Below are 25,310 nucleotides of genomic sequence, written 5' to 3'. Positions count from 1 at the left end.
CTGAATGATAAATTGAATGAGGGCTGATGAACGATGAAAGCGCTGCGTAGCCCATTCATCGTTCATCAGCCCTCTTGTATCATTTCATTTTGAGCAATATGATCGAGCGTTCCCGAATTTCGAACGGTTCGCGGGCCGAAACCTCATGCGGTTTTTCCGACCCGGCTGCGGTATTGATCAGAACTTCCCAGGTATGTTTTCTCCCTATTTTGGGTAACGCAAAGGAGAGAGGTTCCCAATAGGCGTTCAACAGAATTAAAAGCCGGTCGTCGCCAATCGCATCGCCATTTTCGTCCTGTTCCTCTACTTTCGTTCCGTCAATCAGTAACCCCAGGCAGCGCGTAATTCCGTCATTCCAGTTGGCTTCTTTCATGGGCTTGCCGTCATTGCGAAGCCAGACGATTTCGTGCCCCGCGTAGAATTTGCGCCGGCGCAGGAGCGGTAATTGCTGACGGAGCGCCGTGAGCTTTCGGGTAAAATCGAACAGCGCCTGCTGGTTGGTGTCCCACTCCCAGTTGAACCAGCTGATTTCGTTATCCTGCGCATACGCATTGTTATTGCCCTGCTGGGTGCGACCGTATTCGTCGCCCATCACCAGCATGGGCGTTCCCTGGCTCAGCAGCAGGGTAGCCAGGAAGGTACGTTTTTGCTGCTCCCGGGCCTGCTGAATCGCTTCGTCGTCGGTTGGCCCTTCGACACCCATGTTCCAGCTCCGGTTATCGTTGGCTCCGTCCTGGTTGTTTTCGCCGTTGGCTTCGTTGTGTTTATCGTTGTAGCTAACCAGGTCGTTGAGCGTAAAACCGTCGTGGGCCGTAATCAGGTTGATGCTATTGCCGGGTTGCCGACCGTCGTTGTACAAGTCCGGACTGCCGAGCAATCGGGTTGCCAGCTCACCCGCCAGCCCCTCGTCGCCTTTCCAGAAGCCCCGGACGCAATCACGGTATTTTCCGTTCCATTCCGACCAGTTTACCGGAAAATTCCCCACCTGATATGACTGAATATCCCAGGGCTCGGCAATCAGCTTGACCTGCGACAAAACCGGGTCCTGCTGGATGGTTTCCAGAAACGACGACAACTGTCCGGCCGCCGTCAGGCTTTGGGCCAGCGCCGTGGCCAGATCGAACCGGAAGCCATCGACGTGCATTTCCGTCACCCAATACCGCAAACTGTCCATAACCAGTTGCAACGTGCGCGGGTGGGCCATGTTCAGGGTGTTGCCGGTGCCGGTATAATCCATGTAATACATCGGATCGTCTTCGACGAGCCAGTAATAAGCCGGATTGTCGATGCCCCGGAAGGAGAGGGTCGGCCCGTGTTGATTGCCCTCCGCCGTGTGGTTGTACACCACGTCCAACACCACTTCGAGTCCCGCTTTGTGCAACGCTTTGACCATCTCCTTGAACTCCTGAACAACGTGTCCGATGGTTCCCTTCGATGCATATTCGCTATGCGGGGCAAAATACCCGATGGAGTTATAGCCCCAGTAGCTTTCGCCCGTAAACTGGTGGATTGGCATCAGCTCGACGGTCGTAACACCCAGCGATTTCAGGTAGTCTGTCACCTCCGGCCGACCCAGGCCCGCGTAGGTACCGCGCACTTTCCCGGGCAGTTCCGGATGGAGTTTGGTAAACCCTTTGACGTGCAGTTCATAAATAACCGTGCGATTCAACGGAATATCGGGCCGTTGATCGTCCTCCCAATCGAAAGCGGAATCAATGACGACGGATTTGGGGACAAACGGAGCCGAGTCTTCATCCGGCGGTTCGATGAACCGGTTTTCATCCTGGTTATTCAGATCGAAGCTCAACTGAGCCGGGTGGCTTTCGACGGGGCCGCTGATGGCTTTGGCGTAGGGGTCAAGCAGCAGCTTTTGCGGATTGAACCAGAAGCCTTTCGACGGATCAAAAAGGCCTTCGACGCGATAGCCGTACAGTTGGCCGGGCCGGATCGAATCCAGGTAAATGTGCCAGATTTGTTCGGTACGTTCAGTGAGTGGGATTCGATGGGTTTCCTGCGTCGGATCATCCACATCGAACAGGCAAAGGGTGACGCCGGTGGCATGTTCACTAAAAAGGGCAAAATTAACACCTTCTCCGTCCCAGGTTGCGCCCAGCGGATAGGGCTTACCCGGTCTGGAACGGATCTCTTCCGAGTTTTTTACCGTATTTGTGGGTTCCATATTTATAAAGTACACATGATGCAGGCGATGAAGGACGACGTATCAGCCACCAATCCTGCTTTTCATTCTTGTCAGACACTCAACTGTCCGATCGGATTGATTGTTCTTGGATACAAAAAAAAGTCTTCGACTGGTCGAAGACTTCTCAGGTAGTAACAACGCGCTTAGACAACTTTTGCCAGCCGGCCCATAGATGCATGGGCCGACTCGATGCGCTCTTTCTGATTGAGCAAAAGCTCCCGCGTACTGGCCATCAGGTAGGTGTTTTTCAGAATTTCCTGATAATCATCCAACGCCTGGCCATCGCCCCGTTTACATTCTTCCACGACTGCTTTGTCGTCATTACCGGTGAAGGTTGTTTTGATGTTAATCCAGGCCCGGTGCAGATCGGCGGCCAGACTGGTTGTCGTCTCGGGATCACCCCCAAGCATCCGGATTTCACGGTCAATCTCGGCGGCAAACTCGCCCCGCTGCCGTGATTGCGTCAGAAACAAGCTCTTCAATTCGGTATCTTTTACATTTTCAGCGGCTTCCTGATAGCCCCATTCGCCATCGCGCGTACGCGTCAACAACGTGTTCAACCGATTCAGAATTTCGCCATTGGTTGTTCCAGCTTCCATAATGTGTCGAATAAATAAACCATGAAAAAGGTGTTGATAGGATAACCCATAGGGCCGGTCGGTGTTTTAACAAAGCGGTTTTTACGTGTTAATGGACCCAAGAGTACCGCGTTCAGCCGCTTTCCGGAGTTTTTCATTTGCGTAAATGGCAATTTCGACCCGGCGGTTTTGCTGACGCCCCGCCGTGCTGCTGTTATCGGCAATCGGCTGGCTTTCGCCGTATCCTTTTTCAATCAGCCGGTTTCCTTTCACCCCCTGCGACTGAAGCAATTTCCCAACGGTTTTGGCCCGGCGCTCCGAAAGTTTCAGGTTATGTTCGTCCGAACCGGTATTGTCCGCGTGGCCTTCAATCAGCACTTCGGTATCGTCATATTTCTTCAGTGTTTCGGCCAGTTTGGCAATGTTCTCCTGATTAGAGCTTTTCAGATTGTATTGGTCCACATCAAACAGGAAATCGGAATCGAAGGTAATTTTGATTCCTTCGCCAACCCGCTCGATCCGCGCGTTTTCGAGCCCTTTTCGTAATTCTTCGGCCTGCTTGTCCATCCGGCGCCCAATCAGCGCCCCCCCGGCTCCCCCGACGGTCGCGCCGATAATGGCACCCATGGCGGTATTACCGGATTTTCGACCGATCAAGCCGCCGGCAACAGCCCCGGCTCCGGCACCAATGACGGCACCCCGCTGCGTATTATTCGTTTTCTCTCTGATTGTTTTACATCCCGTCATTGTATCCACCATCAGCAGGCTTCCGGCGATTACAAGGGCCACCGCTCTCGTTTTCATTACGTTTAACGACTGGCTGTGCTTATTCATAGTGCATCAAAACGTTGGTTTCCAGAGGCAACTCCAAAAGACGTACCAGATCCTTTTCTGATGCATTTTTTCTGGTATAAAACTTGTTGTATATAATTGTTAATCAGTAACTTGTTGGGTTTTTAGGCTGAGCCGGAAGCGAACTTGTTCGATGTCAGTTAACGGGAAACCTCGCCTATAAAGTGAGGAATACTTTCTACAGATTGAATGCCGTAAGACCTTGTATAGGCGTTCCTTAAAACTAGCGTCCGGTTCTCAAATGTTAGTTTTTGGTTCGTTGTAAATTCCAGAAAAAATTAATATTGCTATATTTTACTAAGCGGTTACAAATAGTAAATATTTGGCCTGATTTGTGCACGTATTTAAACGTTTTTCTACTGTTTACCGTACGTGTATGTATTCTCGAGATTCAACAATTACTCTACGTTTAAGGAGGAATGTGGCGTTTCCGCGTCTTGCTGAAATGTTGAAAGAGGCCCGGCAATCCGAATTTAAAACATTGATGCAAGCGATTGATTGTGCGAATAACCGGTATGTTAAAGGAAATGATCATTGGATTGTGCGCGGGGACAATGGCGTTTATTGGGTAGTTCGGCCTCGAGTTGCCGAGTATTTGGTAAATGCCGGGTATGAACTAGCATTTGGAAGGTAGTCGATTACACAACAGCAGAAGGGGTGAAAATTGAAAAGGATCGAGACTTTTTCTATTTTCACCCCTTCTGCTTTTTATTCAGTACGCTATGAAACAAAGCCGTGCGTTAGGAATGTGTTTGGTAATAAGTTGGTTATTGGTGGGTTGTATGGCTTCCAACTGCCCGATCAAGAGTTGTCATGTTCGCATGGAACACCAGCATGGCGGGCGGGTTTACCGCGGAACGTTTTTTGGTACGATGCATAGCCCGGGCTGGTGGCTGTCAAACCGAAAAGGGGCGGGGGCGTCGGCTTCAATGGCTTCCGACCGCAAAGGAGCCGGAAAAGAAAAGGGGGAAGGCAAATCGAAAAAAGCGAAAAAGCAATTTCGCTGGGAGCGTGTGTAAGACCCCAGCGGTTTTAAGCAGGCCTATCTTGGGAGAAACCAGTTCGGTTTTACGCCTGGTAAACAAAACCCCGGCAATAGCCGGGGCATGTCCATTTAGTGTATGTACTTTCAAAATTAAAACGTTCAGCCTAAAATAATGTTTGTGAAATTTGTCTGATAATATTACTAATTAATAGGATCATATTAAAACGATACGGTTTTTTAAAGTCTATAAATCATTTGATAACTCGTACTATAGCCATTATTTAAAAATTACTCCTGATCGATAGCGCTTACTTTCTTGCGTTATGTCTTGATTTTCTGTCTGATTATTGAAGTTTTTATAAACAGTGATGCGCTCTTTTCGTTTGTAGTGAAACGGGGTCCGTTAGCGTCAAGATAGGAAACCATTCGACAAAGGAGGAAAGAGGTAAGAGGACGGTATTGATTCTTGGTTAAGGAATCGTTTGTCTATTTTCTTTATGTCTACGTATAGTCTTTGCAATTCGATTACAAAATCGCCTGCACAAAACATTTAAGCAAAGGTTCGGTTACATCCAGCAATGATTTGCCTGTGAATTAGCGATTTGAAGATGATGACTAAAAAGCAAAAAATTCTGGTTGTGGACGATGATCCGTCGTATCGGCAACTAATCACCCACCAGTTAACCAAAGCGGGGTATGAGGTTTTGATTGCCAAGGATGGGCAGGAGGCTATAAGCTGGCTTCGCAATGACCAGCAACGGCCTAATTTGATTGTGCTGGACTTATTAATGCCCCGCTATAGCGGGATTGAAGTGCTGGAAAGCCTGAGAGCGTTTCCATTTAAACTGCCGGTTATTCTGGTTTCGGGGGCAGAATGGCCGATCGCCCGGCAGGGGATGGCACTGGCAGCACCGGATGCTTACCTTACGAAGCCGTTTAAGATGCAGGATTTGCTGGAAAAAATCGGGGACCTGCTGTTGCCGGTTTCAGAATCCGATCTAACCTGACCCAACACGGAGAATTTATTCGGACAGTGGGCAACTATCGGCAGGAAACGGGCCCTGTTTCGTGCCGATAGTCCGGTTGCCAGGGAGGTTCCATGGTCAAATTACCAGTTTAGAAATTTGTCGTACGTTCATTGGGAACCGTTCTGCCCTCGCCGATAACCAAAACCGCCCCAACGGACGCTGTCCCTGGGGCGGTTTTGGGCAAAGCACGGATCCCTTAGTTGGGATACCCCGGGTTCTGGGGTTTCAGATTGGGGTTGTTCAGCGGAGCATCTCCGAAAAATACTAAAGTTGCTTAATAAACGCGGACGGTATGACAACCCCGCGGAACGCTGATTTTGCCCGCCATTTTCTCCAGCGACGGTTTATCGCCTTTGTTCACTTTCCAGAATTCGATTGCTCCGGAACGATCGCCGTAATCGATATATTCAGAAACCGCTACGGCAATAGCCGCTCCGTTTTTATCGAACTCAATACTTTGCGGAAGAACCCCTTCGAACGGGTATTCGTTGGCCAGGGTTAATTTGCCTTCTTTATCGAGCGTGTAAACCGACAGCGAGCTTTTTCCGGCGGCTGCGTTGCCGTAAGGCTGGTACGATTGCCCGGCGTTGGCCACCACCACCATCGAACCGTCGGGGCTAATCGTCAGCGATTCGCTACTTTCCCCCGCAGCTAGTTGCGAAACAATTTTGTGTTCACCCGGTGTATCTTCGGTGCTGAATTGGACCACAAACAACTCGCCTTTACCGGCACCCTGAGCGTTAGTTCCTTTCTTGATGTCGGAAATGATAAAGAACTTGCCATCGGGCGAGAACTTGCCGGTGGCGGGAAGACCGCCGACTTTAATGGGTTTGCCGTGCGGAACGATGTTTGGTTTTTTAGCCGCATCGAGTGAATATTTCATGATTCCTACTTCCTGCGAATCTTCAATGGAATAGGCAATGAAATCGCCCGCCGGGCTCCAGACCAGGTCGGTAATGCGGGCACCCGGAACCGGCGAAGGCGCCGTAATGACCCGTTTCGGCGTTCCCGTATTATCGAACTCGACCAGGCGCATTTCCTTGCCGGCTTCGCCCGAAGCCACGGCCAGCGTATTGCCCTGCGGGTTGATGGTGATCGCGGTGGGCAGGGCACCGACACTGACCACTTTCGCCGTTGGTTTGGCCGGAGCCAGATCGACTATAAACATCCGGGTGGCCGCCGGCAACCCTTTTATGCCATCTTTCAGGGTCGCTACGGTATCACCCAGCGGACCGTGTCCTTCCAGAACAAAGGCAAACCGACCATTGGGAGAAACCACCGCGGCTTTGTCATACAGGGCCGACGAATTGGAAATGGGGGCCGTAGTGATGTTCTGTCCGTTGCGGTCGAGCGGAAATTTGACAACCGTCAGAACATCACGACTGCCTTTACTTTTGTAGAGGTTACCGTCCACCAGTGTTGAGGCTGACAGGTCGGCATCCGACAGGGCAACGAGTCCTTTGGCAGTAAATTGAATAGGTTCCTGGGCAAACACGCCCGTTGTCAGGAGAGTGGCAAGCGCAAACAAACTCTGATTTTTCATACTGTCAGTAGAAAGGTTATAGCTTAGAGGTTACGCAAATATAGACGAAAGAAGCAATTTTTAAAGACCTTCCGGAGTTGGCGTAAACTTTATTTTGCGCTTACAGCCAAAGCCGAAATCCGATTCCGTGGAGGTTTTCGATCCGGATCGAAGCATCTTGCCGGAGCCGTTTTCGCAGCCGGGAGATGAAGACGTCCAGACTGCGGCCCATGAAAGAGTCGTTTTCACCCCAGAAGGCTTTTAGAATTTCGTCGCGCCGGATAAGGCCATTCCAATTTCCTCGGGTGGCTTTTTGGCTTAATACTTCATAATGCCGAGTTCCTTCTCCACCGCCGAGCGGCCTTGCTTCATCCAGGCGGGTTCGGGGGCCTCTTTCAGATAGTAGTCGAAAAACTGGTACATCCGCACACTGAGGTCCTTGGCGTTATGCCGCTGCGTCAGGTTATGGTCTTCGCCGTTGTAAACCAGTAGCCAGGCCGGTTTACGGAGTCGGCGCAGGGCCGAATAGAACTCGATACTCTGGTACCAGGGCACTGCGCCGTCCTGGTCGTTCGCCATCAGCAGGAGTGGGGTCTGGATGCGGTTGGCGTAGAACAGCGGGGAGCTTTCGATGTAGTTCATCGGTTTGTCCCAGAGTGTACCACCGATCCGGCTTTGCGTTTTTTCGTACTGGAACATGCGGCTCATACCCGTTCCCCACCGGATTCCGCCGTAGGCGCTGGTCATGTTGGCGACGGGTGCCCCCGCCATAGCGGCTTTGAACAGGTTCGTCCGGGTGACCAGGTAGGCCGTCTGATAACCGCCCCAGCTCTGGCCCTGCAAGCCGATGCGGTCGCGATCCACAAACCCTTTTTCGAGCAGACTCAACACGCCCGGCACAATCGCATCGTAGGCGTTCTGTCCGGGCATCCCGGTTGTATACACAATGTCGGGCACGAAAACCAGATAGCCATTCGAAACGCAGTACGACATATTGATCGTCGAACGGCTGGGCGCGGGGGCTTTGTAATCGTTCAGGGTTTCGGCGTTGCGTTCGTAGTAATACACCAGCATCGGGTACTTCTTTTTCGGATCAAAGTCGTCGGGTTTGTAGAGCAGCCCCTCCAGCCGAACACCATTGTTGCCGACCCAGTTGACCAGTTCAACACTCCCCCAGCGGATGCTGTCCTGCTGCGGGTTGAGCTGCGTCAGTTGCAGCGGTTTCGCGAAAGCCGTATCAGTGAGATACAGATTATTGGACTCTCGGAAATTGCCTTTCAAAAACGTCATCGTCGGTCCTTTTTTCGCCTTTGACAAACCGGCAAACCGGTAATTGCCTTTGGTCAGGAGCACCGGTTCGGCGGCCGGGTCGCTTATCGGTTTCCGGAGAATGCCGGTCGATTTATCGGATTCCCAGAAACCCGTCAGCCACAAATCGCCACTCAGCGCCACGTGTTTTTCGTCGGGCTCCAGATCGACGCGCCGGAGCCGGATGCGGTTTTTTCGCCCGTAACCCGCCGTCAGGTTCACCGGTTTTTCCTGACCGGTCGGGTCGATGCGCCAGAGGTCGAACCGGTCGTAAATCAGCACGTACCGATCGTCTTTGGTCCAGCCTGCGGCCCCATAGCTGCCCGGCAGGTCGGGGGTATCGTGTTCTTCGTCGAAAAACCGGGCCGGAATGCCCCGGGTCAGATCAAGGCGTTTGCTGTCGGCAATCGACCAGGCCCGCCAGAGCGAATCGCGCTCGTCGTACCACCAGGCGTATTTCCCGCCCGGCGACAACTGGGCGTACGAGACCCGGGCGTCGTTGGCAATCTGTTTTTTCTGCCCGGTTTTGGCGTTGATCAGGTAGAGATCCGTCTGGCCGGGGTCCCACATGCTATTGATCTGGTAGGGCAGGTTGCTCAGTCCCAGCCAGTAAGGCTGGTCAATTTTCGGATCAATCTGCACATTCGGCATGTCCCGGTTGGCCAGTTGGGTGATATGTCCGGTAGCCAGATCGCAAACCGCCAGAAAACCGCGTTCTTTTTCCTGTCTCAATTGCCGGAGCTGCATGGGCTGGATGGTCGGATCGTTCCAGCTCCAGATGTCCACTTTCACGCGTTCTTCGTCCAGTTGTGTCGAATCCTTGATGGGTTTGGGGGGCAGGAGGGAGGAGGCAAAATAGAGTCGTTTTCCGTCGTCGGAGAAATTCGGCGTCCGGTATTCATTGACGTTCCAGCCTTTCGGGTAAGCGTTCGTGAGCGTGTCGGCCAGCACGACGGTCTGCCCGCTCAGGCCCGCAAAAACCGCCGGTGTTTTCGACTTCCGGGATTTCGGGGCAACCACCGGAGCAAGCCGCTTGTAGAACAGCGCATAGGCCCGGACGTCGGCATCGGCGCTGTCGGCGGTGGCCATCCAGGCGAGTTGCGATCCGGTTTTATCGACGGCCAATCCCTTGTAGATCGTACGTTTCGAACTGGTGTCAATCAGGATTTCATTCTGCTTTTTGGTGTCAAACACAAAAACCCCAGCCTTTTTCAGCGTGTCGTTGACGGCGTCTTTCGTGTAAAAGATGGTGTTGCCGTTTTCCGAAATGGTCACGTAGGTGACGTACCGGAACGATTGCGTCGCACCGGTTTCCAGGTTAAGCAGAATCAGGTCGTCGCCTTTGGGCTTTTTGGTGGAAACCGACGCGCGGGTTCGGCTGGCCGGTTTCGCGTTGGAAGAATCTTTTTTGAGACCCTTTACCTCCTGATGTTCCTGCAAAATGGCGGCCCAGTTACCGCTTTCTTTGGGCAGGGTGTACGATTTGACGTTGGCAAAGCCGATGCGGTTGCCGGTTTCGAGATTAAACACCAGCAGGCTGTCTTTGGGCAACTGGTCGGCTTTGAGTTTTTTCTTTTTGGCGTCCCGCAGCTGTTTGTACGGCGCTTTCAGCCGCATCACCAGGAACCGGCTGTCGGGGGTAAACTGGGCCAGATACCCCCGCGGAAAGGCATACCGGCGGCCCCCGGGAGTCCGCTGATTCTGCGAGAAACCGGTTTCTGTTCGATCGGCAGAAAGGCTGGGATTGCCCGTACGGGCTTCCAGTTGGGGTTGGTCGCCGGTCGGTTGTTTAGCGGATGGGCTCAATCGGGATGCCGACTGGCCCGTGGGGATGTGGACCAGTTCCAGCACGCCGTCGCCCTCCTGCGGGTCGATCTGGTAGCAAAGCCATTGGCCGTTGTGGGAATGCTTCTCGAACCGGACCGACTGCCAGCGGTCATAGTCGGCATGGGTCAGCGGCCGTTTCGGAGACTGGGCCAGCAGAAGCGTTTGAAAATGAAGGACAAAATAAGTGAGCAGAAAAGCGCAGCAACGCATAGCTGGATTGGGTTATAAAGCTACTAATTTACGAAAATTGCGTTGTGGATGCGTCCAATAATCCGTAAAATGCAAAAACCCAATCGCCCGCTATGAAACTTCGTTTGCTTTGGATTCTCGGGTTCTGTCCGTTGGCGGTTTTTAGCCAGATCAACGAACCCCTCAAAAAGGAACTGGACAGTATGTACGTGCTGGATCAGAAATACCGGGCGTATCTGTCGGAATATCCCAACAATAAAAAGCTGGCCGACAGCCTGATGGCGGTTTTTCAGGTTAAAGAAAACCTGGGCGGGGCGCTCTGGCGGCAGCAAAACCGCATCGACAGCCTGAACCTGGTTCGGGTGAAGGAAATCATCCAGCGGCACGGCTATCCCGGGAGTTCGCTGGTGGGCAAACCGACAAACACCGCAGCCTGGTACATCATTCAGCATTCGCCGGAAATCGCGACGTATTTTCCGGTGATCGAGAAAGCCGGACAGGCGGGCGAACTGCCCGAGTCGCTGGTGGCCATGATGCAGGATCGTTTACGGATGCAGCAGCGAAAACCGCAGCTTTACGGCACCCAGGCTGCGTGTTACCCGCTGAAGTTGGATCCGAAAAAACAGGAATGTTTCGTCTGGCCGATTGAAAACCCGGCCACCGTGAACGAGCGCCGGAAGAAAGTCGGTTTTACGCAAACCGTCGAAGAAAACGCCCGACGATTGCAAGTAGAGTATAAGGTATTAACCCTGCAGGAAGTCAGCGAGCGGTTTCAGCTTGGAAATCGGTAACGGAAGATACAGCACGTTTCTTTCCTGAAAATTTTACAAAACATTTTAAAATAAAAGAACGTTCGTTTATTTTTGATCCCATTATGAGATTACGCGACGAAACAAAGGAACTGGCCATCCGCGAAAAAGCGATGGAGATGATCGTGCAGGAAGGGTTCGACGGACTGAGCATGCAAAAACTGGCGAAGGCTGCGGGGGTCTCACCGGCGACCATCTACATCTATTTCAAAGACCGTGAGGACCTGATTCGGCAGATTTATTATGAAGAAATGCAGACAATGAGCGCCAAAACGCTGAAAGGCTTCGATCCGGGCATGCCGTTTAAAGAAGGATTGCGGGTGCAGTGGATGAACCGGGCAAACTACTGCCTGCAATACCCGCTGCGGATGCATTTTCTGGAACAGATGCGGCACTCGCCCTTTCACGAAAAATTCCGGACCGAACGTCAGAATCCGTTTTGGGAGACCATGAATTCATTTGTGAAAAATGCTATCGACCGAAAGGAACTGGTTCCGTTGCCGGTGGAGGTGTACTGGTCCATCGCGTTTGCGCCCTTGTATCAATTGATCAAGTTTCACCGATCGGAACGCCTGGCACCGGATTGGGGCAGTTTTGTTCTGGATGAGAAAATACTGGACCAGGCATTAACGCTGGTACTGAAAGCGCTGAAACCTTAAAAAATTTTGCTACAAATAATAATGAACATTCGTTTATTAATAGCTAAATCATCCGAATCGGTATATTTCGGTTTGAATGCCGGGCTTCCCAGGCGCCTGCGCTCTTCGCGGTATCGTCCGGCCAGGGCGGTTTTGAGTTGGTGCTTCGTGATCTGCAAAAAGCCTTCAAAACCGTCTATCCAGCTCGTTTGTGTCTGGGTATTTGGGTGGAAAGACCGGAACGGGCACAAGCCATTTACCCGTGTTTGCGCGCTGCGAGCATGACGGTCGAGCCTGAGCCCTGGATGATTCGCCATGCGTTCGGCTACTGGCGTGGCGGACCGGGGAACGGGATAGCCAGAGGGAGCGCCTTTTCGGAAAATTAAATCGGTTTTTAATGAAATCCATTCAACGGGTTTCACCGAGCTTCCCTAATTTACACGATTAAATTCATTGAACATGCAAAACGCGGAACCGAAAATCGTTTTTACCGGCTACGAAAAAGCCATCATCGGCCTGCTGGCGTTCATCCAGTTTACGGTAATTCTGGACTTTATGGTGCTGTCGCCCCTGGGAGCCCAACTCCTGACGGAACTGAATATTACCACCGCGCAGTTTGGGTGGGTGGTGTCGGCGTATGCGTTTAGCGCCGGATCGGCCGGTTTGCTGACCGCCGGTTTTGCCGACCGTTACGACCGAAAAAAGCTGTTGCTGTTCTTTTACAGCGGTTTTGTAATCGGCACGCTGCTCTGCGGCATTGCGCCGGATTATGAGTTTTTGCTGATGGCCCGCATCATCACCGGTCTTTTCGGCGGGGTGATTGGCTCCATCGGCTTTGCAATTGTTACCGATTTATTTGCCTGGCAGGTACGTGGTCGGGTGATGGGCGTGATTCAAACGGCCTTCGCGGCCAGTCAGGTGCTGGGTATTCCGGTGGGGTTGTACCTGGCCAATGCGCTGGGCTGGCACGCTCCGTTCCTGCTCATTGTGGCCGTCAGCGTGCTGGTCGGCATGGCGATCGTGCTGTACATGAAACCGGTCAACGCCCATTTGAACCTGAAGTCCGACCGGAATCCGTTCCAGCATTTACTCCATACGGTTTCGCGCCCGAGCTACCTGCGCGGTTTTGCCAGTACCACGCTGCTGGCTACGGGCGGCTTTATGCTGATGCCGTTCGGGAGCGCCTTTGCCATTCACAATCTGGGAATTACGCAGGAGGAACTGCCTTTGGTCTATATGGTGACGGGAGTTTCATCGATCATTATCGGACCGTTTGCCGGTAAGCTGAGTGACCGGATTGGCAAGTATCCGTTGTTTCTATACGCATCGTTATGGGGGATGCTCATTACCATTCTCTATTGCAATCTCGGTAGTACCCCGCTTTGGCAGATCATGGTCATCAATGTGCTGCTGTTTGCCGGTATTTCGGCCCGGATGGTGTCGTCAGGGGCGCTGGTTTCGGGGATTCCCGACCCGCAGGACCGGGGGGCGTACATGGGCATCAACTCGTCGGTTTCCCAGATTTCCGGCGGTATTGCCTCGATGATTGCGGGGCTGATTGTGGTGCAGGCCGCCGACGGCTCGTTGCAGCGGTACAGCCTGCTGGGCTACATTGTGGCCGCAACGATGGCCGTCACCATCGTCATGATGTACATCATCAACTGGGATGTTTCCCGAAAACAGGCCGCCGAAGCCGCCCGGAACGCATCGCCAGCCAGCCAACCACCGGTTTCCGCTAATCAGGATTTACAATCCTGATTTAACCCGCCACGGATTTTTAATCCGAAGCAGCTTCAGGTTGTAGACTGCGGATTGCAAATCCGCGGCAGTTGGGGTCGGGATGGAAACATCCTGACCAGCGTGGGAACAGTTCGACTCCTGAACCGCTCGTTTTATCGGACAGCGGGTTTACATTGCGGCTTCATTCTTACAAACCATGCAAACGGGGAATTTTTTCTCGGATATTCCGGCCCAACTGCCCGAAGAGTTGGTGAACGAACTGGTCGGCCGGGATGGCATCCGGGTTGAGCGGATAGTGTCGAAAGGGCACGCTTCGCCGGATGATTTTTGGTACGATCAGGCGGAAAACGAATGGGTGATGGTGCTGAAAGGCGAAGCCCGGCTTCGGATCGAAGGGCGGGCAGAACCCCTGGATTTGAAAACCGGCGATTACATTAACCTGCCCGCTCACTGCAAACACCGGGTCGAGTGGACAAAAGAAGGCGAAGAAACCATCTGGCTGGCGGTCTTCTATTAACTGCTCCAACTGGTTCTAGTAGGATGAAATCGCGCCCCCGGCTTTCGAAGGTAGGAGTTCGTGTAAGCCCGGAATGGTCGTCTGGCAGCAGCCGCAGGATAGTTTCGCGGTTCAATGGCGCGGCAATTGGTAACAAAATGACCGGTATTGCGCTTAGGGACGGTATCAACAAACTGTTACCATGGAAGCGAATACGGTTAAAAAAATAGCCCGCATGGCCTTAGGAGCCAATTTGATTTTTGCCGGCCTGAGCCACCTGACGTTTGCCCGCAAGGAATTTCAGGCGCAGGTTCCGGACTGGGTCCCACTACCGAAAGACGATACGGTTATTTATTCGGGTATTGCCGAACTGGCGCTGGGCAGCAGCCTGGTGCTGACGGATGCAGCGCACGAAAAAACCGTGGGAAAAGCAGCGGCCGGTTTTTTTACGGCGGTTTTTCCCGGGAACCTTTCCCAGTACATCCATCACCGTACTGGGTTCGGGCTGGATACCGACCGGAAGCGGTTTTTGCGGCTGTTTTTTCAGCCCGTTCTGGTATACTGGGCGTTGAAAAGCACCCATAACGTCTGAATTGAAAAACCGAGTCGTTCGGCGGTTTTGTCAATTAAAAAAACGTGGGTCTTCCTTTTACGGCATCCCATCGCCGGAGATCGTTAGCCGTTCCTGGTCGGCAATGGCTAAAAATTCCGGTTCCGCTTTGCCCATTATAAACCGCTGGCAACGGCTTCGTAAAACCGGTCGAGGAGCAGCGCCCGGAGATTGATGGTGGGTTTGCCGTAGGTTTTGGAGTCGTCGGGATACACGCGGTTGGTCAGGCAGATATAGACCATATGGTACTGGGGATCGACCCAGACGTAGGTGCCCGTATAGCCCGAATGACCGTACGCCAGTGCCGAGGCATAGCGCCGGGTGGCATCACCGGGGAGTTTCGTCCGGTCAAAACCATAGCCGCGTCCGCTGCCTTCCGATTGCTTCGCGGTAAAAAGCTGAAGCGTAGCCGGTTCGATGTATTTGCGACCGCCGTAGGTACCTTTGTTGAGGTACATCTGGTACAGAATGGCGAGGTCGTTGGCGTTGGCAAACAGCCCGGCATGGCCTTCGACGCCCCCGGCCATCGCGGCTCCGGGATCGTTGACGAAGCCCTGCACCCGCATGGTGCGGAACCAGTTGTCGTTGTCGGTGGTCGGCACAATCCGCGAGCGCGGAAACCGGTTTCGGGGTAAAAAACCGGTCGATTGCAGGCCCATTGGCCAATAGAACTCGTTCAGAACGTATTCGTCGAGTCGCTGGTGCGAAACCGTCTCGACGACTTCCTTGAGCATGTACATGCTCACATCGCTGTAGACGTATTTGCCCCGGGTTTTCACCGGCGAACGGAGCGTTACCGGCCACATCACGTCTTCAAAATAGTTGGCCCGCAGAAAAAAACGGTCGGCCACTTTGGTCGGAAAGGCCGCCGACGAATCGGTACTCAGGTCCAGGGGTTTGAGTTGTTCGTAAAACTTGATGTACGGTGTATAACCGCCTTCGTGGAGCAGTGCTTCCCGGATGGTAATAGTCGCTTTGTCCGGGATGGCCCGGGTGCGCGCGACGTAGGTGCTGATCGGGTCGCTGAGCTTCAGGCGGTTCTGGTCCAGCAGCCGCATGATGGATGGCGTGGTGGCGCTCACCTTGGTGACCGAAGCCATGTCGAAAATGTCATCCGGTTTGGTTTTCTCCGGTTCCGAATAGGTATGATGGCCGTAGGCTTTGTGGAAAATCACCTGTCCGTCTTTGGCGAGTAAAATTACCGCTCCGGGCGTCACGTGGTCGGCGATGGCGACATTGACCAGTGAATCAATTGCGGTCAACCGGCGACTGCTGATCGCCTGGGCTTCCGGAATGGTATAGCCCAGCCGGATTTTCGGGGTGGGAAAACCGCTTCCCTGCTTAAAGCGGGTGCTGAAGGTGGCCGGTAAGCGGTTGGACGTGGCGATGCCACCGAAGAGCAGTTGGGCGGCTGCCGATGCGCCTTCCGGCGTGTTGGCGGGGTACCAGATAATGGGCGAACGCACGGATTCCAACGATGCCAGATTTTTTCCGCTGCCCGCCAGAATGATCACCACCCGGTTAATGGCCTGCTGATCGGTGATGAAACGGAGTACGTTCGGGGAAATCGGCGTAGCATCGGTCAGCGTGATCAGAATCAGGTTGTGCAGTTTTAGCCGGTCGTGGAGGGCCAGCAGCGCGGAATCCGTTGGGGTATGGTGGAGCGCAAAGGGGGTGATCGGTGCATACCGGCTGGCCAGGCTGTCGAAAACCGCCTGCTGGCCGAAGGCGAAATGAACACTGGCCGTTTTCAGGTTCTGGAGGTCAGCTACCGGAATCAGGGCCGATGGGTTGTTGAGCAGCGTGATCTGTTTTTCGGCGTCCCGAATGGCGGTTAACGAATGAAGATTGCCGGGCGAGGGTTGGGCCATGGCGCGGACGGTTTCCAGCAGCAGCACTAAATTCAGGAAAAGAACTCTCATGCGATTCGACAAGGGCGGTAGTACAACGGGCTGGCAAGATAAGGATTAATATTCCTGCGGGACGGAATAAATATCCGATCTTTCAGCGGTAAATTCAGTATTTTGGTCGCTTACAGAATTGAGCGCATTCTAACCTTCTATTTTCATCAAACCAACCCTGATTATCATGAAAAAACTAGCTTTTGCCGCCCTATTACTAAGCGGAGCCTATTCCAGCATGGCCCAGAGCTTTACGCTGAAACCTGTCTGGGAATCAGACACCACGCTGCGGACGCCCGAGTGTGTGCTGGTCGATTCCAAAAACAAGGTGTTATACGTAGCCTGTATCAACGGCGGCCCGTCGATGGACAACAAAAACAGCTTTCTGGCCAAAGTGGGCCTGGATGGAAAGGTGATCAAGTTGAAATTTACCGAAAATCTCAACTCCACGAAGGGAATGGGGATTCTGGGGAATAAGCTGTATGTCACCGAAATGACCCAGGTGGCCGAAGTGGACCTTTCGTCGGGTAAAATCCTGAACCGCTATCCGATCGAAGGAGCTAAGTTTCTGAATGACATTGCCATCGATACCCAAAAGGGCGTGATTTACATTACCGATTCGGGCAATAGCAAGGTGTGGTCGATCACCAACGGAAAACCGGCGCTGGTGCTGGACGGTGCCCCGCTGAAGGGCTGCAACGGTCTTTACGTCGAAAACGGGCAGGTGCTGATCGGCAACGGCGACGGTTCGCTGCTGAGCCTGAACCCGGCGACCAGGCAACTCACGACACTGGCAAAGGGTATGGGCGGTATCGACGGCATCGTGGCCTTGGGTAAAAAAGAATACATCGTGACCGAATGGGGTGGTAAAATCTGGCATGTGAAGGCGGATGGCAGCACCGAGCTGAAGCTGGATACCTCGGGTGAAAAAATCAACTCGGCGGATATCGGCTACCACGCTGCTACGAAAATGCTGTTTGTTCCGACCTTCTTCCACAATACGGTGAAGGCTTATTCGCTGAAGTAAAAGGCTAATTCGCTAATCCGGATTTCAAATCCGGATTCCCCTTTCTGCGGATTTTAAATCCGCAGAAAGGGGTTTGAACCGAGTCGACCGGGCGATCGGTAGCCGACTCGTCTCTAATCAGGCCCGACCGGTGCGATTCTTACGATTTTTTTGACCCGCCCTCGTAACCTTTTCCTAAAAACCGCGTCTAATCGAAACAGAAAACGGATGATGAACGTTTTCTTCATTGACAACCAAGGTTATAGGACGTGCGTCATTCCGGAATATTCGTTGCAATTACTCTCATCAGTTTCCTCAGTATCACCGCTTCGACGGCGGTTTTGGCCCAGCGGAACGCCCGGAGCGGATCGCAGAAACCGCCCACCCGGACCATTCCGGTGCCGAAACCGGCGGCCGTTAATTTTTGCGGAGAACCGGTTCCGGTGGAAACTGGAGCCGTGGCCCATAACCTGTCCGTGGCGTTGATGCGCAATATCTCCTCGCAAAATCACCTGCTTAATTTCCGGCGTCGGGCCATCGCGCAGTATTTTCCCATTATCGAACCGATTCTGCGCAAATACCGCATTCCCGAGGATTTCAAGTACCTCGCCATCGTCGAAAGTGGTTTGCAGGCCGATGCAGTTTCGCACAAGGGTGCGCTGGGCTACTGGCAACTGATGCCCGAAACCGCCGGCGAACTCGGCCTGAAAATGAACGACAAAGTAGACGAGCGCAAGGACCTCCTCAAATCGACCGACGCGGCCTGTCGCTACCTGCGGATTCTGCACCGGAATCTGGGGTCATGGACGATGGTGGCGGCTGCCTACAACGGCGGCATTGGCCGCATGCAATCGCACATGAAGAAACAGCGGGAGACGAATTATTATTTCCTGAGCATGAATCAGGAAACGAGCGATTACCTCTACAAGATCGTGGCTGTCAAGGAGTTTTTTCAGTTTCCGGGGCAGTACCTGACCAGCAACCTGATGGCATCGGCGGGCAATTCGTACGAACGGGAGCGGGCGGAAGCCATCGCCAGGGGCATCATCCCGGCCGAAGAGCCGGAACCGGTTGGCTTTGCCATCGAACCCAAGGAAAGCATGGCGTTAAGGATTGAAAGCGCTTCGGTGGATAGCCTGCTGGGCGCGCTGTCGCGGCCGAAAGCGGAACCGTCGGTGTTGTACAAAGGGGATGTGCAGGCCGAACTGCTCAAACCGGGTAAGTTGGCCGTTGGGCAAACCTGGCAATTCCGGCTGACAGAAGCCGTCCAGATCGGCGATCAGAAGTTGGGGAAAGACGATATACTCTACGCCGTGGTGGACGATATCGACCAGCGACTGGGCCAGATTTTTTTGCGGTCCACCAGACTGGTTTCGGCGACCGGCCCGCAGCCGTACAAGGTGACGCTGATTTCAATGAACCCCCAAACCGGTCTGGCCGGTGCACCGGTGCCCAAAGCCGATCAACTCAAACCGGGCGGCCGCACCTGGCTCGTGGGCTGGAAAGTGTTGTAACTTACTGCCAGCCCGCTGGTTCCGAAACTGGCCATTGAAAACCGTACGTCGCCCGGCAATCGCCCTGCGGAACAATAAGCGAACTGATAAAACCGTAAATCGCCTGACCGTAGGTGGCATCCCCCTGCTCCCGAAACCGCTTGCGCGCGATGGCCGATGCCCCAAAATAACCCAATGCGTGCTCTTCCGGGTCGCTGGCGTTCGTAATGTTCCCGGTAACGGAGGCCGGTAATGGGTCGAAAATCGTGCCGGTGCGGGATTGCTGTTCCTTAAAAAGCTTCCAGAACTGATAGGCCGCCGGGGTCAGGCTGTACTGCTGCACTTCAACCAGCGTGGGGCCGGGATTGTAGATCGGCGAACGCATCACCAGCCGTTGGGGAAGACGGTTTCCATTTACTCCGTTGTCTGACAAAATATTGATGTCCTGGCTAAAAAACTGCAACCAGCAGCGATCATAACAGCGGCCCGGACACCCCAGACAACAGGGAATGCCGGTCGAGATCCGGGTCGTGTACGTATAGGCCGTCCACCGATAAAAATTGGTCTGGGCCGCCGGGTCGGTGATGTCGGCGTAAAAATAGTACTGGTACGGCAGCGTCACGCTTTCGGTGGGTGTAAACCGGGCGTACACGCGGTCAATGCCCGGATTGGCGGGCATTTTTTCCGGGGCCGATACGTAGATCTTTCCGTCGGCCAACCGGATCGTTAGCGTATACGAGCGGCCCGGTTGACCGACGAAGGATGAATCGGTTGTCTGGTAATGGCCCGGATTGGAAGCCGTATGGGCCAGGGAGGCCGAATGTCCGGCATCGTCGGCCAGGGTGACGGTGGCGTTGGTAATCTTCTGATCCTGGGGTGTTTCCTGATCGAAGGTAAAGCTGCCCGAATATGACAGGCGGACCGTATACGGCGGTTTTTCGTTCGTAATCAACCCATCGACCACCAATTGCGGTTTTTCGTTCCGAATGGGCAGGTTAACCTGGTCGATGCAGGAGACCAGCCCGGCCAGGATCAATAGCGTTAAAAGTACCGGCTTCATCAGAAGTGAAAATTATAGGTGATCGACGGAATCAGCGTTCCGAATACGGCTAACCGGTAGGCATCGGTGCGCGCGTTCGAACGGTTGAAATAGACCGAATACGGGTTTTTACGGGCATACACATTGTAAATTCCGATGGTCCAGATGCTGTAGCGATTCTGGCGGTTGCTCAGGCGCGTGTCCTTCGAGAAAGCAATGTCCAGCCGGTGGTAATCCTGAATCCGGTCGGCGTTGCGTCGGGAGTAGTTGAGGGTGGGCTGGTTGGCAAACACGTACTGACCGTCGGGATAAGTCGCCGGAACGCCGGTGCTGTAGACAAAATTGGTCGTGAATATCCAGTTGTACCGCATCGCCAGCCGGGTTTGAAGGTTCAGGTTGTGCGGTTTGTCGAAATTCGACGGAAACCACTTGCCCCGGTTCACCTGCAACTCACTGAAAGCGGTTTGCACCGCGACCAGCGAACGGGCGTACGAATAATTGAACTGCCCGGTCAGCTTGCCGCGGTTGCGGGCCACGCTCAGTTCAACACCGTAGGCTTGGCCGTGGGCCTTCAATAAATCCGTTTCCAGTCGTTCGTTCAGCAGGAGCGTGGCACCGTTGCGGTATTCAACGAGGTTGTCGATGGTTTTATAATACCCTTCCAGTGCGACCTCGATCGCATTGTCATTCAGATTTTTAAACAGCCCGACGGCCAGTTGGTCAGCGACCTGCGCGGGCACAAAGGAATCGCTGGCTTTCCAGAAATCCGAAGGCGTAATGGCCGTGGTATTCGAAATCAGGTGGATGTACTGGCGGTTTCGGCTGTAATTAAACTTCACCGAAAAATCGTCGGCCAGTTGCACGCGGACACCGAGCCGGGGTTCAAAACCGCCGTACGTCTGAATGGGTTTGCCATCGCCGTACACCGTCGAATCGACCACGCTTTCGGGCGTTCGGGGCACCTGGCCGGCGTAGCGGTACACGGTTTGCGGTCCCAACTGGCTAAAGGACGAATACCGCAACCCTGCCTGCACCGTAATGGCTGGCGTCAGGGTCCATTCGGTATGGACGTAGACCCCCAGTTCGCGGGCGTTTTCGGGTTCCAGCCGTTTCGGATTGATGCTCGAATTACCACCGGCAGGCTGCTGGTCGCCTTTCTGAATCCGGTACAGAATCCCGTTGGCACCGACCTGTAATTTGTGTTTTTCGAACAGGGTATAAAACAGGTCGGTTTTGGCCTCGCGGTGCTGGATGTACGACGTTAGCCGAAAGGTGTAGCCTTCGGTGTCGCCGTCGACGTGGTATTGATACCCACTGTACAAGGCGTTGACATTCAGTTGTAAATTCCGGCGTAACAAACTGCTCCAGCGTCCCGAAACGACATTGGATTGCCAGCCATACGTGGTATCGCCCGGAAATTTGAACCGGTCGTCACTGCGGTAGGCCGAGAGCGAAAACGTATTGAGGGCATTTGGTGAATACGTAAGTTTCAGATTCCCATCGTAGAAAAACGCCCGGCTTTGTTTGGCCGCGCTGCGCTCAGGAAACGACTTTAAAACCCAATTCGGATACGCCACCCGACCAGCCGCCAGCAACGTCAATCCTTTGGCAATCGGGCCATCGACCACCAGCCGCCCGCTGATGGGACTGAGGCCGCCCGCCAGCCGCCAGCGTTCGCTGTTCCCGGCTTTGGTGTTGACGAGCAGCAGCGATGAAATCCGGCCACCATACTGGGACGAAAAACTGCCTTTGTACAAATTGACATCCTGCACGACATCCGAGCTGACGTTGGTGTAAAAACCGAGCAGGTGGGAGGTGTTGTACATCGGAGCGCCGTCGAGCAGCACCAGATTCTGGTCGGTGCGGCCCCCGCGTACGTTAAAACCGCCCGCGCCTTCACCCGCCGTCGACACCCCGGCCTGCAAGGTGAGCGCCTTCAGAATATCCGGTTCGCCCAGCACCACCGGCATTTTTTTCAGTTGCCGGACGTCGAGCTGAATCTGGCTCATTCGCACATCCTTGACATTCTGATCGGCGCGTCGGTCGCGGACTTCCACTTCGTCGAGTTCGAAGGTTTGGGAAATGAGTTTGAAAACCGCCGTTCGGTTGGCGTTCACCACAATAAACGGGCGCTCGGATTTGAAACCGACGGCGGTGAGACTGATGTGGTAGGAACCGGGTCGGAGCGAAAACGAAAACCGGCCCTGGTCGTCGGTGGTGGTTCCGGCCCCGGATTCGGTGACGAACAGGCTGGCCCCAGCCACCGGCAGGTTCGTGTCGGCCCGCATCACGGTTCCGCTCAGGGTAACGCGTTGGGCGATAAGGGCCTGGGAGACAAAAAGAAACAAAACGAAACTGAAAAGGTAACGTTTAGGCATGCATCAGGATCAGGCTTGTATTCGTATGGACAACAAAAACCGGAAATAGGTTGGAATCGTCCAAGTTACAATTTTATGAGTACAATTCGGGGGCTATTGGGCTGCGGCTAATCCTTTTTTATAAACTTCTATCGCCCGGTTTCGGGCCATCGGGTGGTCAACCATCGGCTGCGGGTAGGAAAGCGACTGGAACTCCGGCACCCACCGCCGGATGTAGTCGCTTTGCGGGTCGAATTTCTGCGCCTGCAAGGTCGGATTGAACACCCGGAAGTAGGGCGCGGCATCGGTGCCCGAACCGGCGGCCCACTGCCAGCCGCCGTTGTTGGCGGCCAGGTCGTAATCCCGGAGTTTGCGGGCAAAATACGCTTCGCCCCAGCGCCAGTCGATGAGCAGGTGTTTGCAGAGAAAACTGGCCGTAATCATCCGGACGCGGTTGTGCATCCAGCCCGTCTCGTTAAGCTGGCGCATGCCCGCATCGACAATGGGATACCCGGTTTGGCCCTCGCACCAGCGCTGGAATTCGCCTTCGTGGTTGCGCCACCGGATATGGTCGTAGGCGGGCCGAAACGCTCTTTTTTCGACGTGCGGAAAGTGGTCGAGTACCTGAAAATAGAAATCCCGCCAGATCAGTTCGTTCAGAAAGGTTGCGCTTTGCTGGTGAGCCTGCCGGGCCAGTTCGCGGATGCTGATGGTGCCGAATCGCAGGTGAATGCCGAGTTCGCTCGTACCCGGCTGCGCCGGAAAATCACGGCTTTCTTTGTAATGGGCCAACAGGCGGTCGGCTACGGTTTTTGCCGGGAACGACGCCTTCGACGGCTGAAAACCCAGCGCTTCGAGCGTTGGAATGGGTTGCGGGTTGATGGTCAGGAAGTTTCGAACATAAGCTTCGGTGGGGTAGGACTGCAGATAAACGTGGTTCAGTTTGTCCAGCCAACGACGGCTGTACGGGGTAAAAACCGTATACGGCGATCCGTTGCCGGTCAGAATCTCGTCGCGGTCGAAGAGGGTCTGGTCTTTGTAGGCGTGGAATGCAACGCCGTTTTCGCGGAGCAAATCCGCCACGGCCTGGTCGCGTTCCTTGGCGTAGACTTCATAGTCGTAGTTCGTGTAAACCGCGCGAATGGGCAACTCGTTCAGGAGCTTTCGGTACACCTCCAGCGGTTTTCCAGCCCTGACGATCAGCGACGTTCCCAGCTTTGTAAACGCTTCCTGAAGAGCCTGAATTGTTTGGTAAATAAAGTTAACCCGCCGGTCGTTCCGATCGTCGAGCGTTTCCAAAATGGTTTGATCGAAAATAAAAACCGGCAAAACCGGCTGACCGCTGCGGAGGGCGTGGTATAAACCCGCATTGTCGTGCAGGCGCAAATCCCGGCGGTACCAGAACAGGACGACGGGTTCGGTGGGTGGAAGGGTCATACGATGGTTTTGGGTACGCAACCCTGCGTTCACCGCAAATGTTTACCATCCCCGCCGACTTTAGTCCGTGATTTTAGTCAGCCGTGTCTATATTTGAAAGATAATACGGTTTTTCGGCGAAAGCAGGAGAAATCGTACCTACTCAGGAATCAGGCACGGACTACCGTCCGTGGATACGTACATATGCTTGCTCTCCCGGTTTTTTTACTTCTTGCGGTCAGTTTTGTGGTGATCGGGGTCTACCTCGAACGGAAAGTCTCGGCCTTTATTCAGGACCGGCTGGGACCGATGGAGGTCGGGAAATACGGTTTGCTGCAATTGATTGCGGACTTGCTGAAACTGCTGCAAAAGGAAGATATTGTCCCGAAAGCCGCCGACCGGAAACTGTTTTTACTGGCCCCGATGGTCATTTTTGCCTCGGTTTTTGCGGGGTATGCCGTCATGCCGCTGACGCCCGACCTACAGGGGTCCTCCACCGAAGTGGGGGTCTTTTACCTGATGGCCATTGTGTCGGTCGATGTGATCGGGATCATGATGGCGGGCTGGGGTTCCAATAACAAATATTCGCTGTTGGGAGCGATGCGTTCGGTGGCGCAGATTGTTTCCTACGAAATTCCGCTGGGTCTGACCATTCTCTGCGCCGTCATGATCGGCCAGACGCTGAACTTGCAGGAGATGAGTTTTCAGCAGGGCATTTATACGGCAGAAACCAATTACCTGTTCGGGGTCAAGGCGCTGGGCATCGATGTCACGAACTGGGGCGGTATTTTTACCTGGAACATTTTTCGCAATCCGTTTCTGCTGATTGCCTACGTCATCTTCTTTATCACGACCCTGGCCGAAAGCAACCGCGCACCCTTCGACCTGCCCGAGGGGGAATCCGAACTGGTGGGCGGTTACAATACCGAATACAGCGGCATGCGGTTTGCGCTGCTGATGCTGTCGGAATACGCCATGATGCTGCTGGTGTCGTTTCTGGGCGCAATATTGTTTCTGGGAAGCTGGAACACTCCGCTGCCCAACATTGGCCCCCTGCGGCTGGCCGACTGGACGAGCGGTTTGCCGGGTACGGTCTGGGGCAATATAACCGGTGTTTTCTGGCTGTTTTCCAAAGCGATGCTGGCGGTTTTGGTGCAAATGTGGGTGCGGTGGACGTTTCCGCGCGTGCGCGTCGATCAGATGATGTTTCTCTGCTGGAAAGTTTTGACGCCGGCCAGCCTGATTCTGCTGTTAATTTCCGGTGTCTGGCGGTTGTTGATGGTGTAATGGCACTTTATTTGTCCTGAAACAGTTGT

General features: G+C 53.8%; 21 protein-coding genes. 10 read left to right on the top strand and 11 right to left on the bottom strand.

Annotated elements, in window-relative coordinates; translation table 11 throughout:
* Window positions 1-79: 79 nt before the first annotated feature.
* From glgX to ACFPMF_RS19845, 3 genes are all read right to left on the bottom strand, one after another.
* Window positions 80-2,179: a glycogen debranching protein GlgX gene (gene glgX, locus ACFPMF_RS19855; protein WP_379848479.1), complete on the bottom strand. Its 2,100-nt coding sequence runs from the start codon at window positions 2,177-2,179 to the stop codon at window positions 80-82.
* Window positions 2,180-2,343: 164 nt separating this feature from the next.
* Complete coding sequence (locus ACFPMF_RS19850; RefSeq protein ID WP_379848478.1) at window positions 2,344-2,799, bottom strand: ferritin-like domain-containing protein; 456 nt, start codon at window positions 2,797-2,799, stop codon at window positions 2,344-2,346.
* Window positions 2,800-2,880: 81 nt separating this feature from the next.
* A complete protein-coding gene (locus ACFPMF_RS19845) occupies window positions 2,881-3,582 on the bottom strand; it encodes a YiaD family glycine zipper/OmpA-like lipoprotein (protein ID WP_379848477.1) in 702 nt (233 codons plus the stop codon).
* Between the two features lie 869 nt (window positions 3,583-4,451).
* On the opposite strand from ACFPMF_RS19845, the gene ACFPMF_RS19840 reads away from it, so the two are divergent.
* Both ACFPMF_RS19840 and ACFPMF_RS19835 read left to right on the top strand, forming a co-directional pair.
* A complete protein-coding gene (locus tag ACFPMF_RS19840; protein ID WP_379848476.1) occupies window positions 4,452-4,649 on the top strand; it encodes a hypothetical protein in 198 nt (65 codons plus the stop codon).
* A 574-nt stretch (window positions 4,650-5,223) separates the two neighbouring features.
* Window positions 5,224-5,622, top strand: a complete 399-nt coding sequence (locus ACFPMF_RS19835) for a response regulator (RefSeq protein WP_379848475.1) — start codon at window positions 5,224-5,226, stop codon at window positions 5,620-5,622.
* 295 nt (window positions 5,623-5,917) lie between these two features.
* Here the strand turns inward: ACFPMF_RS19835 and ACFPMF_RS19830 are convergent, their stop codons facing one another.
* From ACFPMF_RS19830 to ACFPMF_RS19820, 3 genes are all read right to left on the bottom strand, one after another.
* Entirely contained in the window at window positions 5,918-7,186 is a 1,269-nt protein-coding gene (locus ACFPMF_RS19830) for a beta-propeller fold lactonase family protein (RefSeq protein WP_379848474.1), read from the bottom strand.
* 100 nt (window positions 7,187-7,286) lie between these two features.
* Window positions 7,287-7,448 (bottom strand): helix-turn-helix domain-containing protein, encoded by a 162-nt coding sequence (locus tag ACFPMF_RS19825; protein WP_379848612.1) that lies wholly within the window; start codon window positions 7,446-7,448, stop codon window positions 7,287-7,289.
* A 35-nt stretch (window positions 7,449-7,483) separates the two neighbouring features.
* Window positions 7,484-10,510, bottom strand: coding sequence for a S9 family peptidase (locus ACFPMF_RS19820; RefSeq protein WP_379848473.1), 3,027 nt, complete (start codon window positions 10,508-10,510; stop codon window positions 7,484-7,486).
* 92 nt (window positions 10,511-10,602) lie between these two features.
* On the opposite strand from ACFPMF_RS19820, the gene ACFPMF_RS19815 reads away from it, so the two are divergent.
* Window positions 10,603-11,280 (top strand): DUF6624 domain-containing protein, encoded by a 678-nt coding sequence (locus ACFPMF_RS19815; RefSeq protein WP_379848472.1) that lies wholly within the window; start codon window positions 10,603-10,605, stop codon window positions 11,278-11,280.
* A gap of 83 nt (window positions 11,281-11,363) precedes the next feature.
* Complete coding sequence (locus ACFPMF_RS19810; protein WP_379848471.1) at window positions 11,364-11,957, top strand: TetR/AcrR family transcriptional regulator; 594 nt, start codon at window positions 11,364-11,366, stop codon at window positions 11,955-11,957.
* Here the strand turns inward: ACFPMF_RS19810 and ACFPMF_RS19805 are convergent.
* Window positions 11,954-12,358, bottom strand: coding sequence for a hypothetical protein (locus ACFPMF_RS19805; RefSeq protein WP_379848470.1), 405 nt, complete (start codon window positions 12,356-12,358; stop codon window positions 11,954-11,956). The two genes, ACFPMF_RS19810 and ACFPMF_RS19805, sit on opposite strands and share 4 nt — an antisense overlap.
* 37 nt (window positions 12,359-12,395) lie before the next feature.
* Here ACFPMF_RS19805 and ACFPMF_RS19800 point away from each other — a divergent pair, with 37 nt between their 5' ends.
* The 3 genes from ACFPMF_RS19800 (at window position 12,396) to ACFPMF_RS19790 (ending at window position 14,764) form a co-directional block, all read left to right on the top strand.
* Window positions 12,396-13,694, top strand: a complete 1,299-nt coding sequence (locus ACFPMF_RS19800; protein ID WP_379848469.1) for an MFS transporter — start codon at window positions 12,396-12,398, stop codon at window positions 13,692-13,694.
* A gap of 178 nt (window positions 13,695-13,872) precedes the next feature.
* A complete protein-coding gene (locus ACFPMF_RS19795; protein WP_379848468.1) occupies window positions 13,873-14,193 on the top strand; it encodes a cupin domain-containing protein in 321 nt (106 codons plus the stop codon).
* A gap of 181 nt (window positions 14,194-14,374) precedes the next feature.
* Window positions 14,375-14,764: a DoxX family protein gene (locus ACFPMF_RS19790; protein WP_379848467.1), complete on the top strand. Its 390-nt coding sequence runs from the start codon at window positions 14,375-14,377 to the stop codon at window positions 14,762-14,764.
* Window positions 14,765-14,898: 134 nt separating this feature from the next.
* On the opposite strand, the gene ACFPMF_RS19785 is transcribed toward ACFPMF_RS19790, so the two are convergent.
* Window positions 14,899-16,704 carry a serine hydrolase domain-containing protein gene (locus ACFPMF_RS19785; RefSeq protein WP_379848466.1) on the bottom strand — a complete coding sequence of 602 codons (1,806 nt, stop codon included), beginning with the start codon at window positions 16,702-16,704 and terminating at the stop codon, window positions 14,899-14,901.
* A gap of 166 nt (window positions 16,705-16,870) precedes the next feature.
* On the opposite strand from ACFPMF_RS19785, the gene ACFPMF_RS19780 reads away from it, so the two are divergent.
* Together ACFPMF_RS19780 and ACFPMF_RS19775 are read left to right on the top strand one after the other, a co-directional pair.
* On the top strand, window positions 16,871-17,710 hold the full coding sequence (locus tag ACFPMF_RS19780) for a hypothetical protein (protein WP_379848465.1): 840 nt from the start codon (window positions 16,871-16,873) through the stop codon (window positions 17,708-17,710).
* Window positions 17,711-17,958: 248 nt separating this feature from the next.
* Window positions 17,959-19,203, top strand: a complete 1,245-nt coding sequence (locus ACFPMF_RS19775; RefSeq protein ID WP_379848464.1) for a lytic transglycosylase domain-containing protein — start codon at window positions 17,959-17,961, stop codon at window positions 19,201-19,203.
* A gap of 1 nt (window position 19,204) precedes the next feature.
* Here ACFPMF_RS19775 and ACFPMF_RS19770 read toward each other — a convergent pair whose 3' ends face one another.
* The 3 genes from ACFPMF_RS19770 to ACFPMF_RS19760 all read right to left on the bottom strand — a co-directional run bounded on the left by ACFPMF_RS19770 (window position 19,205) and on the right by ACFPMF_RS19760 (window position 24,015).
* Window positions 19,205-20,242 (bottom strand): DUF4249 domain-containing protein, encoded by a 1,038-nt coding sequence (locus ACFPMF_RS19770; RefSeq protein ID WP_379848463.1) that lies wholly within the window; start codon window positions 20,240-20,242, stop codon window positions 19,205-19,207.
* Window positions 20,242-22,599, bottom strand: coding sequence for a TonB-dependent receptor (locus ACFPMF_RS19765; protein ID WP_379848462.1), 2,358 nt, complete (start codon window positions 22,597-22,599; stop codon window positions 20,242-20,244). Before ACFPMF_RS19765 ends, ACFPMF_RS19770 begins: the two co-directional genes overlap by 1 nt.
* A 93-nt stretch (window positions 22,600-22,692) precedes the next feature.
* A complete protein-coding gene (locus ACFPMF_RS19760; protein ID WP_379848461.1) occupies window positions 22,693-24,015 on the bottom strand; it encodes a cryptochrome/photolyase family protein in 1,323 nt (440 codons plus the stop codon).
* 183 nt (window positions 24,016-24,198) lie between these two features.
* On the opposite strand from ACFPMF_RS19760, the gene ACFPMF_RS19755 reads away from it, so the two are divergent.
* A complete protein-coding gene (locus ACFPMF_RS19755; RefSeq protein ID WP_379848460.1) occupies window positions 24,199-25,281 on the top strand; it encodes a complex I subunit 1/NuoH family protein in 1,083 nt (360 codons plus the stop codon).
* Window positions 25,282-25,310 lie beyond the last annotated feature (29 nt).

It is taken from the genome of Larkinella bovis, assembly GCF_042655385.1.
Lineage (GTDB): Bacteria > Bacteroidota > Bacteroidia > Cytophagales > Spirosomataceae > Larkinella > Larkinella bovis.
This window is presented reverse-complemented; position numbering and strand designations above follow the sequence as displayed.